Annotated in this window: 15 protein-coding genes and 5 tRNA genes; all 20 read left to right on the top strand. The window is 38.8% G+C overall.

Annotation, left to right across the window (positions count from 1 at the left end; all coding sequences use genetic code 11):
* The first annotated feature begins 45 nt into the window (after positions 1 to 45).
* Entirely contained in the window at positions 46 to 240 is a 195-nt protein-coding gene (locus tag AC1FXP_RS11730) for a DUF951 domain-containing protein (protein ID WP_250096389.1), read from the top strand.
* A 358-nt stretch (positions 241 to 598) separates the two neighbouring features.
* Positions 599 to 1,699, top strand: a complete 1,101-nt coding sequence (gene ychF / locus AC1FXP_RS11725) for a redox-regulated ATPase YchF (protein WP_480061529.1) — start codon at positions 599 to 601, stop codon at positions 1,697 to 1,699.
* Positions 1,700 to 2,140: 441 nt separating this feature from the next.
* Positions 2,141 to 2,428 carry a 30S ribosomal protein S6 gene (gene rpsF, locus AC1FXP_RS11720; RefSeq protein ID WP_480061527.1) on the top strand — a complete coding sequence of 96 codons (288 nt, stop codon included), beginning with the start codon at positions 2,141 to 2,143 and terminating at the stop codon, positions 2,426 to 2,428.
* Positions 2,429 to 2,455: 27 nt separating this feature from the next.
* Positions 2,456 to 2,965: a single-stranded DNA-binding protein gene (ssb, locus tag AC1FXP_RS11715; protein WP_034628905.1), complete on the top strand. Its 510-nt coding sequence runs from the start codon at positions 2,456 to 2,458 to the stop codon at positions 2,963 to 2,965.
* Between the two features lie 69 nt (positions 2,966 to 3,034).
* A complete protein-coding gene (gene rpsR, locus AC1FXP_RS11710) occupies positions 3,035 to 3,268 on the top strand; it encodes a 30S ribosomal protein S18 (protein ID WP_227936911.1) in 234 nt (77 codons plus the stop codon).
* Positions 3,269 to 3,477: 209 nt separating this feature from the next.
* Positions 3,478 to 4,413 carry a YybS family protein gene (locus tag AC1FXP_RS11705; RefSeq protein ID WP_480061525.1) on the top strand — a complete coding sequence of 312 codons (936 nt, stop codon included), beginning with the start codon at positions 3,478 to 3,480 and terminating at the stop codon, positions 4,411 to 4,413.
* 11 nt (positions 4,414 to 4,424) lie between these two features.
* Complete coding sequence (locus tag AC1FXP_RS11700) at positions 4,425 to 6,392, top strand: DHH family phosphoesterase (RefSeq protein ID WP_480061523.1); 1,968 nt, start codon at positions 4,425 to 4,427, stop codon at positions 6,390 to 6,392.
* Positions 6,392 to 6,838 carry a 50S ribosomal protein L9 gene (gene rplI, locus AC1FXP_RS11695; RefSeq protein WP_480061521.1) on the top strand — a complete coding sequence of 149 codons (447 nt, stop codon included), beginning with the start codon at positions 6,392 to 6,394 and terminating at the stop codon, positions 6,836 to 6,838. Before AC1FXP_RS11700 ends, rplI begins: the two co-directional genes overlap by 1 nt.
* Positions 6,839 to 6,918: 80 nt before the next feature.
* Positions 6,919 to 8,283, top strand: a complete 1,365-nt coding sequence (gene dnaB / locus AC1FXP_RS11690) for a replicative DNA helicase (protein WP_480061519.1) — start codon at positions 6,919 to 6,921, stop codon at positions 8,281 to 8,283.
* A gap of 473 nt (positions 8,284 to 8,756) precedes the next feature.
* Positions 8,757 to 10,043 (top strand): adenylosuccinate synthase, encoded by a 1,287-nt coding sequence (locus tag AC1FXP_RS11685; RefSeq protein ID WP_480061517.1) that lies wholly within the window; start codon positions 8,757 to 8,759, stop codon positions 10,041 to 10,043.
* Positions 10,044 to 10,394: 351 nt separating this feature from the next.
* Positions 10,395 to 10,470 (top strand) — tRNA-Lys (locus tag AC1FXP_RS11680).
* A gap of 15 nt (positions 10,471 to 10,485) precedes the next feature.
* Positions 10,486 to 10,560 (top strand) — tRNA-Glu (locus tag AC1FXP_RS11675).
* A 16-nt stretch (positions 10,561 to 10,576) separates the two neighbouring features.
* Positions 10,577 to 10,653, top strand: a tRNA-Asp gene (locus AC1FXP_RS11670).
* A gap of 22 nt (positions 10,654 to 10,675) precedes the next feature.
* A tRNA-Phe gene (locus AC1FXP_RS11665) sits at positions 10,676 to 10,751 on the top strand.
* Positions 10,752 to 10,761: 10 nt separating this feature from the next.
* Positions 10,762 to 10,834 (top strand) — tRNA-Thr (locus tag AC1FXP_RS11660).
* 219 nt (positions 10,835 to 11,053) lie between these two features.
* Positions 11,054 to 12,511 carry a peptidoglycan DD-metalloendopeptidase family protein gene (locus tag AC1FXP_RS11655; RefSeq protein ID WP_480061515.1) on the top strand — a complete coding sequence of 486 codons (1,458 nt, stop codon included), beginning with the start codon at positions 11,054 to 11,056 and terminating at the stop codon, positions 12,509 to 12,511.
* Between the two features lie 148 nt (positions 12,512 to 12,659).
* Entirely contained in the window at positions 12,660 to 13,370 is a 711-nt protein-coding gene (gene yycF / locus AC1FXP_RS11650) for a response regulator YycF (protein WP_250096398.1), read from the top strand.
* Positions 13,371 to 15,191 (top strand): cell wall metabolism sensor histidine kinase WalK, encoded by a 1,821-nt coding sequence (gene walK / locus AC1FXP_RS11645; RefSeq protein ID WP_480061513.1) that lies wholly within the window; start codon positions 13,371 to 13,373, stop codon positions 15,189 to 15,191.
* Positions 15,188 to 16,537, top strand: a complete 1,350-nt coding sequence (locus tag AC1FXP_RS11640) for a YycH family regulatory protein (RefSeq protein WP_480061511.1) — start codon at positions 15,188 to 15,190, stop codon at positions 16,535 to 16,537. The genes walK and AC1FXP_RS11640 overlap by 4 nt, the downstream gene beginning before the upstream one ends.
* Positions 16,524 to 17,297, top strand: coding sequence for a two-component system regulatory protein YycI (locus AC1FXP_RS11635; protein ID WP_480061509.1), 774 nt, complete (start codon positions 16,524 to 16,526; stop codon positions 17,295 to 17,297). Before AC1FXP_RS11640 ends, AC1FXP_RS11635 begins: the two co-directional genes overlap by 14 nt.

The following is a 17,297-nucleotide window of genomic DNA, read 5'->3' as shown; positions in this document are numbered from 1 at the left end:
TAATAACAACCAATAAAAGGCTGTTTGAAAAAGGAGGCATCCTGTATGGTTAATAAAGAGTTTGCTCTCCATGATGTTGTAGAGATGAAAAAGCAGCATCCTTGTGGGGAAAATCGTTGGAAGATCATTCGAATGGGGATGGATGTCCGTATTAAGTGCCTCGGTTGTGAGCATAGTGTCATGCTTCCTCGGAAGGATTTTGCTAAGAAACTAAAAAAAGTAATAGAGCAAGGGTCTTAATAAAGTAAGTCGATAAATAGGTGCACGTCCCTAATTGGAGGCCACTAAAAAGGGAAAAACCAACCCTTTTCAGTGCCTTGATTATGTAGAAATGGCTCCGTACGTTGCGCGCCTTCTATGAGTGGTTTTCTCATAGAAGGCTTTTTAAATGATTGCAACGGCTCTGCACATTACTTAGAATGCACTGAAAAGGTAAAAAACGACCTTTTTCAGTGCCCTCCTATATTGCCTTGTCTTTTTATTGTGTAATCACTATAATTGGTATGGTTGAAAAGGTTTCTTATTTTTTTATTCACACAAAGTTTTGCTCTTATTGCTGTTATTTACGTTCATATAATAGAAGAAGGAAGTGAGTATTTTGGCTTTAACAACTGGAATCGTCGGTTTGCCAAATGTGGGAAAGTCGACTTTATTTAATGCAATTACACAAGCTGGAGCTGAATCAGCAAATTACCCTTTTTGTACGATTGATCCGAATGTGGGAATCGTAGAGGTACCTGACCATCGCCTGCAAAAGCTAACAGAACTCGTAGAACCGAAAAAAACAATCCCTACTGCATTTGAATTTACGGATATTGCTGGAATTGTGGAAGGGGCAAGTAAAGGAGAAGGGTTAGGAAATAAATTTCTTTCGCACATTCGCCAAGTGGATGCAATTTCTCATGTTGTTCGTTGTTTTGCCGACGATAACATTACTCACGTTTCTGGAGGAGTTAATCCGATTCGTGATATTGAAGTGATTAACCTTGAGCTAATTTTGGCTGACTTTGAGTCGATTGAGAAGCGTATTACACGTGTAGCTAAATTAGCAAAAACAAAAGATAAAGAAGCGGTCGCTGAGTTAGAAGTACTAGAACTTCTTCGCAATGCATTTGAAGAAGAAAAACCAGCCCGCAGCATTGATTTTACAGATGAACAACAAAAAATTGTAAAACAACTTCATCTTCTTACAAGTAAGCCAGTTCTATATGTAGCCAATGTAAGTGAAGAAGATTTGCTTTCACCAGAAGATAATGATTATGTAAAACAAGTAAAAGAGTTTGCTACAGCAGAAGGCAGTCAAGTTATTCTTGTTTGTGCCAAAATTGAATCAGAAATTGCCGAGCTAGAAGGCGAAGAAAAGGAAATGTTCCTTGAAGAATTAGGAATCAAAGAGTCAGGACTTGATCAATTGATCCGTGCAGCATATGACTTACTTGGGTTACAAACGTATTTCACAGCAGGTGTCCAAGAAGTACGAGCATGGACTTTCAGAAAAGGAACAAAAGCCCCTCAAGCAGCAGGAATTATCCATACAGACTTCGAACGTGGCTTTATTCGCGCAGAGGTAGTATCATACGATGACTTAGTCGACGCAGGAACAATGGCTGTCGCTAAAGAAAGAGGAAAAGTACGCCTAGAAGGAAAAGAATACGTCGTCCAAGACGGAGATGTAGTCCACTTTAGATTTAATGTATAAGAGCAACAAGAAAAAGGCCACGCACTTAGGCCTTTTTCTTGTTGCTCGAAGCAATGAGCGAAGCCGCCGTAAAGGTTTTAAGCTTTTTGAGTGGCCTTCTCAAAAAGCGCACGGCGAGAGGAGCCATAGCCATCAACGAGTAAGCGTGGGAAGGTTTTTAAAAGGCCACGCACTTAGGCCTTTTTTTGTTTCTAAATGCTCTGTATAAAATATAACAAGCAACTTGAGGACTTCAAGTTACTGATAGTATAATAAACAAAAGAATTTTCGACCCAACTCTACATTTTTTTGACAAAATGTAACATCAATTTAAAAACACCTTGCAGTAGGAAATTCAGTCTGTTATAATCGATAAATGCGAGTGCAATGACTCATATGATTTAGAGTTAATGCTCCTTGCTCCGATCATGGAGCCGCTAGACCAAAAGGAGGTGGACCGGAATGCGTAAGTACGAAATTATGTACATCATCGCTCCAAACCTAGAAGAAGCAGCTACTAAAGAAGTTATCGAGCGTTTTAATAACGTTTTAACTACTAATGGTGCTGAAATTGAAAAGGTTAACGAGATGGGTAAGCGTCGTTTAGCATATGAAATCAACGATTTTCGTGAAGGTTTCTACGTATTGTTAAATGTACAAGCTAACTCAGAAGCGATTGCAGAATTCAACCGTCTTATTAAGATCAACGATAACATTATTCGTGTTCTTATTACAAAAGACGAAGAATAATTTATTTATGAAGTGGGAGGGGTTCGAATGCTGAACCGAGTCGTGCTAGTTGGGCGTTTAACACGCGACCCAGAACTACGTTACACACCAAATGGAGTAGCAGTTGCTAACTTTACATTGGCAGTAAATCGTCCATTTTCTAATCAACAAGGTGAGCGCGAAGCAGATTTTATTAACTGTGTCATTTGGCGCAAGCAAGCAGAAAATGTTGCTAACTATTTAAAAAAAGGTAGCTTAGCAGGTGTAGATGGCCGAATCCAAACACGTAGCTATGACAACAATGAAGGAAAACGCGTTTTCATCACAGAAGTTATGGCGGAAAGTGTTCAATTCCTTGAGCCACGAGGAGCCAATTCTAACTCCAATCAAGGACAAGGAAATGATTACTTTGGTGGTGGATCTGCTCCAAGTGGGAACGACTTTGGTGGTAGGCAGCAGAACAATAATCAAAACCGTTCATCTGGTGGATTTAATGAGGATCCATTTGCAAATGACGGGAAGCCGATTGATATCTCGGATGATGATTTGCCATTCTAACGACCTCTCTTACTGCTTGTAGGAAAATAATGGGTTTGATAAATAATAATCTGAAAGGAGTGCTGTCTCATGGCTCGTCGTGGTCGTCCAAAGCGTCGTAAAGTTTGTTTCTTCACTGTAAACAAAATTACGAAAATCGATTATAAAGATACGGATCTTCTAAAACGTTTCATTTCAGAGCGCGGTAAAATCTTACCTCGTCGTGTAACTGGAACTTCAGCGAAGTACCAACGTCAATTAACAATTGCTATTAAGCGTTCTCGTCAAATCGCTTTATTGCCTTATGTTAATGAAGTAAACTAATTATTTAAAAGCATGACAGAAGTCTTTTTCTGTCATGCTTTTTTAATTTTACAGTCCAGTGCACTCGACAAAGTTTTGCCATGATTTGTTGGATCGTTCTAGCATGATCTGAGTCAGCGCTTTAATTTTAAGAGTAAGTACGCTAAAATAGATCAAGGACTATTTATATTAGTGAATTGACTGTTATTAGTTGAAGACGAGGTGTCAGTATGAAGAACACAAGAGTGTTAACAGAAGGAGCTTTGCTTGCTTCTGTGTTTGCAATACTTTTGGCTATAACTACTTATGTCCCTCTTTTGGGTATGATAACGGTGTGGGCTTTGCCATTGCCGTTTATTGTCTACACATATCGAAGAGGATTAAAGGCTGGATTGTTATTTTGGGTTGTAGCCTTCTTTTTAGCGTTTGTGGTTGGAGGTTTGGTGACAGTTCCAAGTACCTTCATCTTTGGTAGTGGAGGTATCATTGTAGGTGAGCTCTACCGACGTAAACTATCAGGGTTTGGCGTGCTAATTGGGGCTGGTTTGGTTTATACGGTTAATGCATTGCTTATGTTCTTAGTGCTTGTCCTTATAATTGGGGAAAATCCAATGCAAATGGCAATCGATTTAACGAGAGAACAAATGGAATTAGCTCAATCAACATTAGGTTCGTTTGGACAAACTACTGATCAACTTGAGCAAGCATTTGAATTAATTAATAACCTTGTCTATTTGGCACCTGTCATGATTGTAGGAATGGGGGTTACTCTTGCTTTAATTACGAAGCTACTTAGCTATTTTCTTTTGAAAAGGTTAGGCCATAAGGTTAATCCGTTGCCGCCTTTTCGTGAGTGGAGTTTCCCTAAAGCATTCCTATGGTACTACTTAATTATTTTAATTTTAGCAATGATTGGTGCAGAAGAAGGTACAACGATGTTTATGGTGATTTGGAACCTGTTCCCTTTGCTTGAAATGATCATAGCTGTTCAAGGGTTGGCTGTTATTTTCTATTACTTCTATCAAAAAAAGGTGACAACAGTCGTTCCGATTGTTATTCTCGTTGGTGCAATTTTGTTGCCGCCATTACTTTATATCATTAGAATCATTGGAATTATTGATTTAGGCTTTGATTTACGAAAGCGTATTTCAAGCCAGAAAAAATAGGAGCTGACAATATGCCAAAGTTTTTATTGAAACGGTGGCACGGCTACCATATCATTATTCTATTTGCTGTGGCTTTTTTGTTTGTTAGTGTCTTAACATGGTACCAATGGCAAATTGGAGTAATTGGTTTTGTTATATTAGGTGTAATTGCTATTTATGCTGTTCAAGCGAGAATTTATTTTGAACGTGACTTAGAAAAGTATATTTTGACCTTGTCTTACCGAGTATCAAAAGCGGGCGAAGATGCTGTGACAAAGATGCCTATTGGAATGTTGCTTTTTAACGAAGAGAGGAAAATTCAATGGGCAAATCCATATGTCACTTCTGTTATTACGACAGATGTTATTGGAAAGCAAATTGAGGATATAAGTGAAGAAATTCAAACATTATTAGATGATGGGATTAGCAGTGAGACAATAAAAATTGGAGATTTGGTTTTTCATGTGTCAATTGAAGCGGATGAACGACTCATTTACTTTTTAGATGTTACCGAGAAAGAAGAGGTAAAAGAACGTTTTGAAGAAACGCAAACAGTTGTAGCTTTTATTTTACTTGATAATTATGATGAAGTAACGCAAGGAATGGAGGATCAACTCCGTAGTCGTTTAGTGAGTCAAGTGACATTGACGCTTAACAATTGGGCAAATGAAAAACAAATCTTTTTAAGAAGAACAGCATCGGATAAGTTTATTGCTATTATGAATGTCAAGGCATTAAAAGAGGTTGAGAAGAATCGTTTTGATATTCTTGATCAAATCCGGGAGATAACTGGAAAAGAAAAAGTACCTATTACATTAAGTATTGGAGTGGGTACAGGTGAAGATTCTTTAAGGGAACTAGGATTATTAGCTCAATCCAGTTTAGACTTAGCATTAGGACGAGGCGGCGATCAGGTTGCCATTAAGAGAAAGAATGGAAAGGTTACCTTTTACGGTGGGAAATCCAATGCACTTGAAAAACGGACAAGAGTAAGAGCGCGTGTCATTTCGCATGCATTGCGTGATTTTGTTTTAGAAAGTGAGCAAGTGTTTATTATGGGGCATAAAAACCCTGATATGGATGCGATTGGTGCATCTATCGGTGTCCAAAAAATAGCTGAGGTAAATGAAACGGAAGGATTTATCGTCTTAGACCCTAATGATATTAATCATGATGTGCAAAAGCTTATGGAAGAAGTTGAAGATCATGATGATTTATGGTCAAAGTTCATCACACCAGCTGAAGCGTTAGAACAAATTACATCTGAAACTCTATTAATTGTTGTTGATACTCATAAACCTTCACTTGTAATAGAAGAGGCGTTGCTAAATAAGGTCGAACGAATTATTGTTCTTGACCACCATCGTCGGGGTGAGGAGTTTATTAAAGATCCAGTTCTTGTCTATATGGAGCCCTATGCTTCTTCAACAGCCGAGTTGGTAACTGAGCTGTTAGAATATCAACCGAAAAAGTTGAAAATGGATCGGTTAGAGGCAACGGCCCTATTAGCTGGAATAATTGTAGATACGAAAAGTTTTGCCGTTAGAACAGGAGCACGTACATTTGATGCAGCATCTTTTTTACGTTCAAATGGTGCAGATACGGCTTTAGTTCAAAGACTTTTGAAAGAGGACTTGGACCATTATGTAAAGCGTGCTAAATTAGTAGAAAGTGCTGAGTTTTATCATAATGGTCTTGCAATTGCCACAGCTAGTGAAGAGGAAATATATAGTCAGATTCTTATTGCTCAAGCTGCAGATACCTTACTTACGATGAAAGGGATCGTTGCATCCTTCGTCATTTCAAAACGAAAAGATGGCATTATTAGCATTAGTGCTCGTTCATTAGGCGAAGTAAATGTCCAAGTAATTATGGAACGAATGAATGGCGGAGGCCATTTGACTAATGCTGCCACTCAGCTTGAAGGCATTACGATGATCGATGCAAAAGAACAATTACAACTTGCTATAGATGATTACTTAGAAGGGGGAAAATCATAATGAAAGTTATCTTTTTAGCAGATGTGAAAGGCAAAGGGAAAAAAGGGGAAACAAAAAATGTGTCTGAAGGTTATGCAAGAAATTACTTGCTTCCGAACCAGCTAGCTGTTGAAGCTACTCAAGGGAACCTAAAAAACTTGGAGGCACAGAAAAAGAGTCAGCAGAAAAAAGCGGACGAGGAGCTTGAGCAAGCAAAAGCATATAAAGAGGAATTAGAGGCACTAACGGTTGAAATTAAAGCAAAATCAGGTGAAGGCGGCCGCCTGTTCGGTGCCATTTCAACAAAGCAAATTGCTGAAACATTAAAGAAGATGAAGAAAAAAGTCGACAAGCGTAAAATTATGCTTGATGATCCAATTCGTGCATTAGGCTACACAAATGTGCCAATTAAGATCCATCCGGACGTCGTTGCAACAGTGAAAGTCCATGTTGTTGAAGAAAAATAAATGTTTGGCTGATGAGGGTGTCCTAGTAATGGACACCCTCTATGCAATGACAATCGTTAATCTAGGAGAGGAGAGAGAGCATGAGTGACTTGTTTGCAGACCGTACCCCACCACAGAATATTGAAGCTGAGCAAGCAGTCTTAGGTGCTATTTTCTTAGCAGATGAAGCGCTCGTTACCGCTTCAGAACGATTATTACCAGATGACTTTTACCGCGCAGCTCATCAGCGAGTTTATCAAGTTATGCTTGATCTGGCTGAAAAGGGAGAACCTGTCGATCTCGTTACTGTAACTTCAGAGCTACAAGATAGAAAGTGGCTAGAAGAGATCGGTGGGGTTGCTTATTTAGGTGATTTAGCGAACGCAGTTCCAACGGCAGCAAATGTCGATTATTATAGTAGAATTGTTGAAGAAAAGTCTGTATTACGCAGGTTGATAAAGGTAGCAACAAATATTGCTGCAGATGGGTATGCGAGTGAAGAAGAAGTCGATACGATTTTAACAGAGGCTGAAAAAACAATTCTAGACGTTTCACAACGAAAAAATACGAGTGCGTTTATATCAATTAAAGATGTTTTAATAGAAACGTACGACAAAATTGAAGAGTTGCAAAATCATTCAGGTGAGATCACAGGGATTCCAACTGGCTTCGTAGAGTTAGATCGAATGACAGCTGGGTTCCAGCGCAATGATTTAATTATTGTTGCCGCTCGTCCATCAGTTGGTAAAACGGCTTTTGCACTTAATATTTCACAAAATGTCGCGACAAGAGCGGGAGAGAATGTAGCCATCTTTAGTTTGGAGATGGGGGCGAGCCAGCTTGTTCAACGTATGCTTTGTGCTGAGGGGAATATCGATGCCCAAAGGATGAGAACAGGGGCTCTAACCTCTGAAGACTGGCAAAAGTTAACAATGGCAATGGGGAGCCTTGCTAAAGCTGGTATATACATTGATGATACGCCTGGGGTGAAAGTCAATGATATTCGTGCAAAATGCCGTAGATTAAAACAGGAACATGGCTTAGGGATGATTATGATTGATTACTTGCAGCTTATTCAAGGAAACGGCAAATCGGGTGAAAACAGGCAACAGGAAGTATCAGAGATCTCCCGTACGCTAAAGCAAATTGCCCGTGAGCTTGAGGTTCCTGTTATTGCCCTTTCTCAGCTTTCTCGTGGGGTAGAATCGCGCCAAGATAAACGTCCAATGATGTCAGATATTCGTGAATCAGGAAGTATTGAGCAGGATGCTGATATCGTTGCTTTCTTGTATCGTGACGATTACTATGACAAGGAAACAGAGAACCAAAACATAATTGAAATTATTATCGCAAAGCAACGTAACGGTCCAGTTGGGACAGTAGAGCTTGCCTTTGTAAAGGAATATAATAAGTTCGTTAACTTAGAACGACGTCATGATGAGAGTAATATGCCACCAGGAGCGTAAAAGATTTAGAACAAACAGGGCGAACTTCCCTGTTTGTTCTAAATCGAAGCGATGAGCGGAACCGCCGTAATGTTTTAAGCCTTTTAGGAGTGGGTTTCTCCTAAAAGGCGCACGGCGAGAGAAGCCATCGCAAGCATGTTCGCACTGTTAAAAGACAAACAGGGCGAACTTCCCTGTTTGTTCTAAATCGAAAAAGAGTGTCACTAATTAGATTGACACTCTTTTTTAGTAATGATGGATGGGGCTAAAAAACTTCTCTAGGACGAAAATAAAGGGAAGTAGCAGATAAAAAGCTATAAGACATACTTCCTTTTTGAAATTGAATAACTAAAACGAACAAAAAAATAAAAACTAATTTTGAACGTTCGTGTTTTGCATTGACGCACGTTTTCCAAGTTGGTATACTTATCAGTGGCTTTGGAAATAGTTAAAATAATTATGTAGATACAGTAGTGAAGGTGGAGGTGCATCACATGTCATCAGTTGTTGTTGTAGGTACACAATGGGGCGATGAAGGAAAAGGAAAGATTACTGATTATCTTTCAGAGAAAGCGGAAGTGGTTGCTCGTTACCAAGGTGGTAATAACGCAGGACATACGATCGTTTTCGGCGGGACGAAATACAAACTTCATTTAATTCCATCTGGGATTTTCTATAAAGATAAAGCTTGTGTGATTGGTAACGGTATGGTTATTGATCCAAAAGCACTTGTTGAGGAATTGGCTTATTTACATGAGCGTAATGTAGATACAAGCAATCTTCGCATTAGTAACCGTGCTCACGTTATTCTTCCATATCACCTTAAGCTAGACATTGTTGAGGAAGAGCGTAAAGGTGCTAATAAAATTGGTACAACGAAAAAAGGAATCGGTCCAGCTTATATGGACAAAGCTGCTCGTATTGGAATTCGAATTGCTGATTTATTGGATAAAGAAGTGTTTGAAGAAAAATTAGAGCGCAACCTTCAAGAGAAAAATCGTCTTTTTGAAAAGTATTATGAAGTAGGCGGGTTCACAAAAGAAGAGATCCTTGATGAATACTTCGAGTATGGTCAGCAAATTGCTCAGTATGTATGTGATACATCTGTTGTCCTAAACGATGCTTTAGACGAAGGACGTCGTGTTTTATTTGAAGGTGCTCAAGGGGTAATGCTTGATATTGACCAGGGTACATACCCATTTGTTACATCTTCAAACCCAATTGCTGGTGGAGTAACAATTGGTTCTGGGGTAGGTCCTTCAAAAATTAATCACGTTGTGGGTGTATCAAAAGCATATACAACACGTGTAGGTGACGGCCCATTCCCAACAGAATTACATGATGAAATTGGCGACACAATTCGTGAAGTTGGAAATGAGTACGGAACAACAACTGGTCGCCCGCGTCGTGTTGGTTGGTTTGATAGCGTCGTTGTTCGTCATGCTCGTCGTGTAAGTGGGATTACAGATTTATCACTAAACTCGATTGATGTGTTAACAGGTATTAAAACATTAAAAATTTGTACATCTTATAAATACCGTGGAGAAGTAATGGAAGAGTTTCCTGCGAGCTTAAAAGTTCTTGCAGAGTGTGAGCCTGTATACGAAGAGCTTCCTGGTTGGGAAGAAGATATTACTGGCGTGAAAACACTAAGCGAACTTCCAGCTAATGCACGTCACTATATTGAGCGTGTATCACAGCTAACAGGTATTCCTTTAACGGTCTTCTCAGTAGGCCCAGACCGCAACCAAACAAACCTCGTACGTGGGGTATTTGCCTAGATTTTAAGAAAAAGGGTGGGTTTCCCCTTTTTCTTAAAATCGAAGCGATGAGCGGAGCCGCCGTAATGTTTTAAGCCTTTTAGGAACGGGTTTCTCCTAAAAGGCGCACGGCGAGTGGAGCCATCGCAAAGCATGTACGCACTGGCTAAGATAAAAGGATGGTTTCCTAATCAAATTAAGGGTGCAAATGATAACTGCACCCTTCCATTTTGTCGAAATGTATAGTAAGAAAATCCGACAAAAAAACACTTTGAATTTTTTTAGAAAAACACTTGCACTAAGAAAAATGCTATGGTATTATAAATCTTGTCGCTGAGAGAAAAGACAAGCGACAAAGAAGTAAAACAGCAAGAGCCATTAGCTCAGTTGGTAGAGCATCTGACTTTTAATCAGAGGGTCGAAGGTTCGAGTCCTTCATGGCTCACCACTTTTTAAATAAAGTGGCCCGTTGGTCAAGCGGTTAAGACACCGCCCTTTCACGGCGGTAACACGGGTTCGAATCCCGTACGGGTCACCATTTACAAAAAAAAATTGGTCCGGTAGTTCAGTTGGTTAGAATGCCTGCCTGTCACGCAGGAGGTCGCGGGTTCGAGTCCCGTCCGGACCGCCATTTAATTTCATATATTTTTTGTGGCTCAGTAGCTCAGTCGGTAGAGCAATGGACTGAAAATCCATGTGTCGGCGGTTCGATTCCGTCCTGAGCCACCATTTTGTTTTTGCCGGCCTAGCTCAATTGGTAGAGCAACTGACTTGTAATCAGTAGGTTGGGGGTTCAAGTCCTCTGGCCGGCACTTTAATCCGTGTGGAATTTTCCATGCGGATTTTATTTTGTTTTGTGACTAAATTCCCTAAAATAACCAAAAATATGACAACAGTATTACAATCTGTTTTTAGGCCGATTTTTTTGTTCCTTTGTTATTAGAATATGCTAGAATTAAAAAGGTTGCCGAATCTTGTCAAAAAATATCATTCTATTACATAGAGGTTTTGTTTTTAAGTAGGAGGAGAAAATGTTAGTTCAGGAAAATCAAAGCAAACAAGAACAACTACAAATTGAATTACCCCGAAAGAAATACATTCAAACAATTCTAGCTTTTTTATTAACTATACTGGTTTCTTTTGCTTTTACAAGTCAGATTGAAGCAGATGAACGATCTGTTCTTACCATCTATCATGTGTATGTCGATGATCAACATCTCGGGGTTATCGAAAACGATGATCCAATCTATGAATATATGAATGAGTTAGAAGAGAAGCATGAAGAAAAATTCCCTGATTTATCGCTGTCTGTAGGGGAAAATGTTCGAGTGATTCCAGAGTTCGTTTTTAACAAAGAAGACGAAGATGAAGAAGTGTTAACGAAACTAGAAGATGAATCAATCGTTCAAGCAGAGGCTGTTGCCTTAGTCATAAATGAAAAGCCAATTGTCTATGTAGCGAGCCTTGAAGAAGCGGAAGAAGTATTACAATTGCTTATTACACAATATGTGGATGAAGAAAAATATGAGCAATTTTTAGATGCCGAAAAAGAAGATGGTCAATTAGATGTTGGTGAAAAGCAAATTACGAGTGTGACTCTTACAGAGGAAATTACTGAGGAAGAAGTATTGGTTTTTCCAGAGGAAGTTGTTTCTGTTAAAGACGCTATTAAAAAGTTTAACAAAGGTGTATTAGAAGAGCAGCCATATACCGTTAAAGAGGGCGACGTACTAGGTACGATAGCAAGTGATCATAACCTTACTACTTCAGAGCTTCTAGAGCTAAATTCAGAGTTAGATAGAGATAGTGTCATACGTGTTGGTGATGAGATGAAAGTACAAGCTTATAAACCAGTTGTCAAAGTTCTATCAACTTATGTAACAAAAAAAGAAGAAGAGATTCCTTTTGAGACAGAAGTGCGAGAGGATGACTCGATGTTTAAAGGCGACCAAATAGTAACGCAAGAAGGTCAAGCCGGTGTGCAAGTGATTGAATATGAAGTAACAGAAGAAAACGGCAGCCTAACAAAGAGAAGTGTTCTTTCTGAGGAAGTTACAAAAGAGCCTGTGAAGAAAGTAGTTACAAAAGGAACAAAAGTGATTCCGTCGCGTGGGTCAGGAACACTGGGTTGGCCTGCAGTTGGTGGCTATATTTCAAGTTATCAAGGAAATCGCTGGGGCAGGTTCCATCGTGGAATTGATATTGCAAGACCTAGCAATTACAATATATTAGCTAGTGATAACGGTACAGTTACATTTGCTGGGACTCAAGGTGGTTATGGGAATCTTGTTCGAATCAACCACAATAATGGAATGGAAACGTTGTATGCTCATTTAGCTTCAATTGATGTGAGCGTTGGACAAACAGTTTCTAAAGGACAAAAAATTGGTGTGATGGGGCAAACAGGGAACTCCACTGGAATCCATTTACACTTTGAAGTCTATCAAAATGGTCAATTAAAAAATCCAATGGATTTTCTAAATCGTTAAGTAAGAGACGTTCCTCTTTTTGAGGGGCGTTTTTTTGTAAGTGATTTTGTGTGAAAATAGCTGGATTACCAGTCGTTCCTATCAACGCAGGGTACTTACATATGTTAGAATGAATAGTAGACTACAATGGACGGGAGAGATCTGCATAATGGATAAACGTATTTTAGTTGTAGATGATGAAAGACCAATAGCAGATATATTAAAGTTCAATCTTGAAAAAGAAGGATATGATGTCATTTGTGCCTACGATGGTTTAGAGGCCATTGACCTTGTTAATAAAGAAGAACCTGATTTAATCTTACTAGATATTATGCTTCCGCATAAAGACGGAATGGAAGTGTGCAGAGAGGTCCGGAAGAAATTCGATATTCCAATTATTATGTTAACAGCTAAGGACTCAGAGATAGACAAAGTATTAGGACTAGAGCTTGGGGCAGACGATTATGTGACGAAGCCATTTAGCACGAGAGAATTGTTAGCTCGTGTGAAGGCGAACTTGCGCCGTCATAAGACAAGTGGAGAAGAAGCATCAAATCAAAAGGAAATAGCCGTTGGAGACTTAATAATTTATCCAGAAGCATACCAAGTAAAGAAACGCGGCGAAGCTATTGATTTAACTCATCGTGAGTTTGAATTGATTCATTATTTAGCAAAACATCTTGAACAAGTCATGACACGAGAGCATCTATTGCAAGCAGTATGGGGCTATGATTATTTTGGAGATGTGCGGACAGTCGACGTAACGGTTCGTAGACTGCGTGAAAAAGTAGAGGACAACCCTAGTTATCCTATTTGGATTATTACAAGACGAGGGGTAGGGTATTATTTATCATCACCTGAACCAAAGGAGCAATCATAAATGGATCGAAAAGTTGGCTTTTTTAAGTCGATCCAGTTCAAATTAATCATTATCTATGTATTGATTATATTTATTGCTATTCAAATTATTGGTGTGTACTTTACGAGGCAGTTAGAAAGTCAACTTGTTTCGAATTATTTTGAAATGCTAGATGATCGCGCCAACTTATTATCATTCAACCTTGCCCAGGAAATGACGAAAAACAAAGACGATCGTAGTGCATTGACATCCAATATTAACAGTCTGCTTCGTGATACATTTACAATTGATCAGTCAGAGGTTCAGGTAATTGATCAGAATCGTGTCGTTATAAGTACATCTAATCTATCAAATCGCCATATTGTTGGCCAGCAAAGTACAGAGGTTCGAGTAAAGCGAGCATTACTCGGAAATAAGTTCGAAGATGTGCTGCGTGATCCGGTAACAGGTCACAGGATGCGTGTACTTGCTGTGCCTATAAAAACGGATGATGGGTCTATTGGTGCTTTATATATTGAGGCATCGATGGAAGATATTTATAGCCAAATTGGACAGATTAATAGCATTTTACTTAGTGGGACATTTATTGCCTTAATTATTTCTTCAGTGTTGGTTATTCTTGTTGCAAGGACCATTACATCACCAATCATGGATATGAGAAAGCAAACAATGCGAATGGGCCGAGGCGATTTTACAAAACAAGTAAAAGTTTATAGCGCTGATGAGATTGGGCAGTTAGCTTCATCTTTTAATGATCTAACGATGAAGCTTCAAGATGCAACCTTAACCAGGGATCGCGAGCAGAAACGGTTAAAGTCTGTGTTGACACATATGACTGACGGTGTAATTGCAACCGATCAAAATGGAAGAATTATATTAATGAACAAAAGAGCTGAAGAACTATTAACTGTCTCTAGTCATGCTGTTATGGGTCAGTTGCTGCCAGATGTTCTTCGTTTATCGGATACATTTGCACTATATGATTTATATGAACACTCGGATTCTGTTCTTCTTGACTTTAGTACGTCTGAAGAAGAGTATTTGCTTGAAGCGAACTTCTCGGTCATTCAAGAAAAGGATGGACCAATTAATGGTCTTATTACTGTTTTACATGATGTCACTGAGCAAGAGAAAATTGAGCATGAACGTCGTGAATTTGTAGCGAATGTTTCTCATGAATTACGAACGCCGCTTACAACAATGAAGAGTTATTTAGAAGCTCTAGAAGATGGTGCGATGTCTGATAAAGAACTAGGACCGCGGTTTTTAAGTGTAACTCAAAATGAAACAGAGCGAATGATTCGACTAGTGAATGATTTGCTGCAGCTTTCTAAAATTGATACTAAAGATTATAAATTGAAGTTCCAATCTGTTGATGTTGGATTGTTCCTTCATGATATTATCGATCGATTCGAGATGATTGCTGAAGAAAAGGAAATCACCTTTACTAGAAAAATACCAGCAAAACCTACGTATGCTAAAATGGCGGCAGATAAGATGACACAAGTGATTGATAATGTTATTTCAAATGCGATGAAGTACTCACCAGAGGGGGGCAATATTACAATTGCTATGCTTCATCAAGGACATCAATTGCAAATTAGTATTTCCGACCAAGGGATGGGAATTCCAAGAGAGAGTCAGGCGAAAATATTTGACCGTTTTTATCGTGTTGATAAAGCAAGAGCAAGGAGTGTTGGTGGAACAGGTCTTGGATTGGCGATTGCTAAGGAGCTTATTCATGCCCATAAAGGAGAAATTTGGGCTGAAAGTGAGTATAGAAAAGGAACAACGATCTTCTTTACATTGCCATATTATGCAATGAAGGAGGGGGAACGATGAACTACGAGCATATAAAATCAACCATTCTAATTGGATTGATTGGGATAAGTATCATTTTGACTTGGCAGCTCTATACCTATCAGCCAGAAATAGCCCTTCTTGATGATACCGTATCAAGATATGTTCCTGACTCTATGAATGAAGAACGTGAAGAGCGGACGATTTCAGAAGTAATTATACCTGAACAAATCATTGTTCATCGTGACGAAGAGTATGCCATGATTCCAAAAGATGCAAACGAGTTTGAACAGCTATATAAAAAGCTGTTTACAGCAAACTTTTATGAAGTGAATATGCTTTCAACTGATAGTTTCCCGACACAAGAAACAAACAGTGGAGTTGAGTTTATTTTTCCTGACGCCATTCCAATAGCAGTCTTTCAAAACGTATTTGGTTTAAATGAAGAAGAAGTCGTCTTTCCATCTATTGAGGTTGATCGCTTGTTTCTTTATGTAGAAGAGAACGATAAAATTCATATGCAAATTTTATCAAGTGAAGAAGGTCGATTAGTAGAATTTGAAACTAGCTTATCAGTTCGAGAGTTTGAAGAAATATATGTTGGAAAGTTTGAAGAGTTCATTAAAGTATCAACTGTATTGAATGAGTCAGAGTACGCGGATCGTCTTAATGAGAATGTTTATGTACCATCTGAGCCTGTAATAGCTGAAAGATTATCTTTTGCTACTACAGCTTTGTCTGCTGAATTTTATAAACAATCTCTCTTTACAGATCCAGGTTCAGTAAAATTTTATCAGCAAACGGATGGTGAAGATTCATATACAGATGGAAATCGAATCATTACGATGCAAAATAATGGCTTATTTATGGAGTATTTCAATCCTGTATTCATTGAAACACAAGAGCGAAATACGAAGCATATTGTTCAAAGTAGTTACGAGTTCATTAATGGCCACGGGGGCTGGACGAATGATTATTTCCTCTCTAGCTGGAACACATCGGATATTCGCGATGAGGCAACGTATCGAATGCATGTGAACGGGTTACCTGTAATTACGTTTGAAGGACAAGGAGATATGGCTTTACACATTAGTCGTTCAGGGAATCAGATTGTTAGTTACACAAGGCCCTTATTTGAGCTTGATTCGTTTCCGATTGATGCAAGAGAGCAAATACAGCTACCTTCTGGTAAGGAGGTACTTGAACAATTAAAGAAACAAGAGTTCTTTGATGAAAGAAGATTAACAAAAGTAACGGTTGGATATGAGATGGTCACAAGAAGTACCTCATTTGTGACCATTGAGCCGCATTGGTTTATTAACTACGGCAACAGGTGGCAAAAGGTAACCTTTGATAAGGAAGAAGGTGACGCCAATGGATTGGAGTAGAACAAAAACTATTTTCATTATCACCTTCTTGCTTCTGAATGTGTTCTTATCGTGGCAATTGATTGAAACACATAATATGAATCAGATTAGTATGATAACAGAAGCAACGATTCAAGAAGTATTACGAGAAAATAATGTGACAATAGAAGTAGATTTACCAGAAGAAGATTCTTCAGGACTGCTAGTCGTCGGAAAACATACCGATTTGTCGCAAGAAGATGTTCCAGCTCTTGATGAACAAGCACTCGATTTAATTGATAAATACACACTCTTGTCTGAGTTAGAAGAACCTTTTGCGTTATCGCGTGAGGATTTTTCATCAGAACTGAGTACATTTTTATCAACTTATGTATTTGAGGGAGACGAATACCGACTTGGTGGATTTGATTCAGAGAGAAATCGTGTATTTTTGTACCAATCGTTTGGAGATAAGACTGCTTACACATTGGATGATGAACCACTCATTCTTCAGCTTGATGAACACCTGCAAATTGTCAGCTATCAACAGCGTTATTTTCAGTTTGAAGAACAAGACGGAGAAGAACGTGAAATGCTTTCAAGCTTAAAAGCGATTGAAGTTCTATTAAATGACCAACTAGTGCGACCGAATCAAACGATTACGAATGTCCAATTTGGTTATTATAGCTTTTTTAGTCCAACAGGTGATGTTCAAGTGTTTGCTCCAATGTGGCGTGTTACAGTCGATGAAGAAACGTATTTAGTTCATGCCATAGGTGGGTCTGTACAGCAGCTCACATAA

It is taken from the genome of Halalkalibacter sp. HAAS-P013, assembly GCF_056619925.1.
This window is presented reverse-complemented; position numbering and strand designations above follow the sequence as displayed.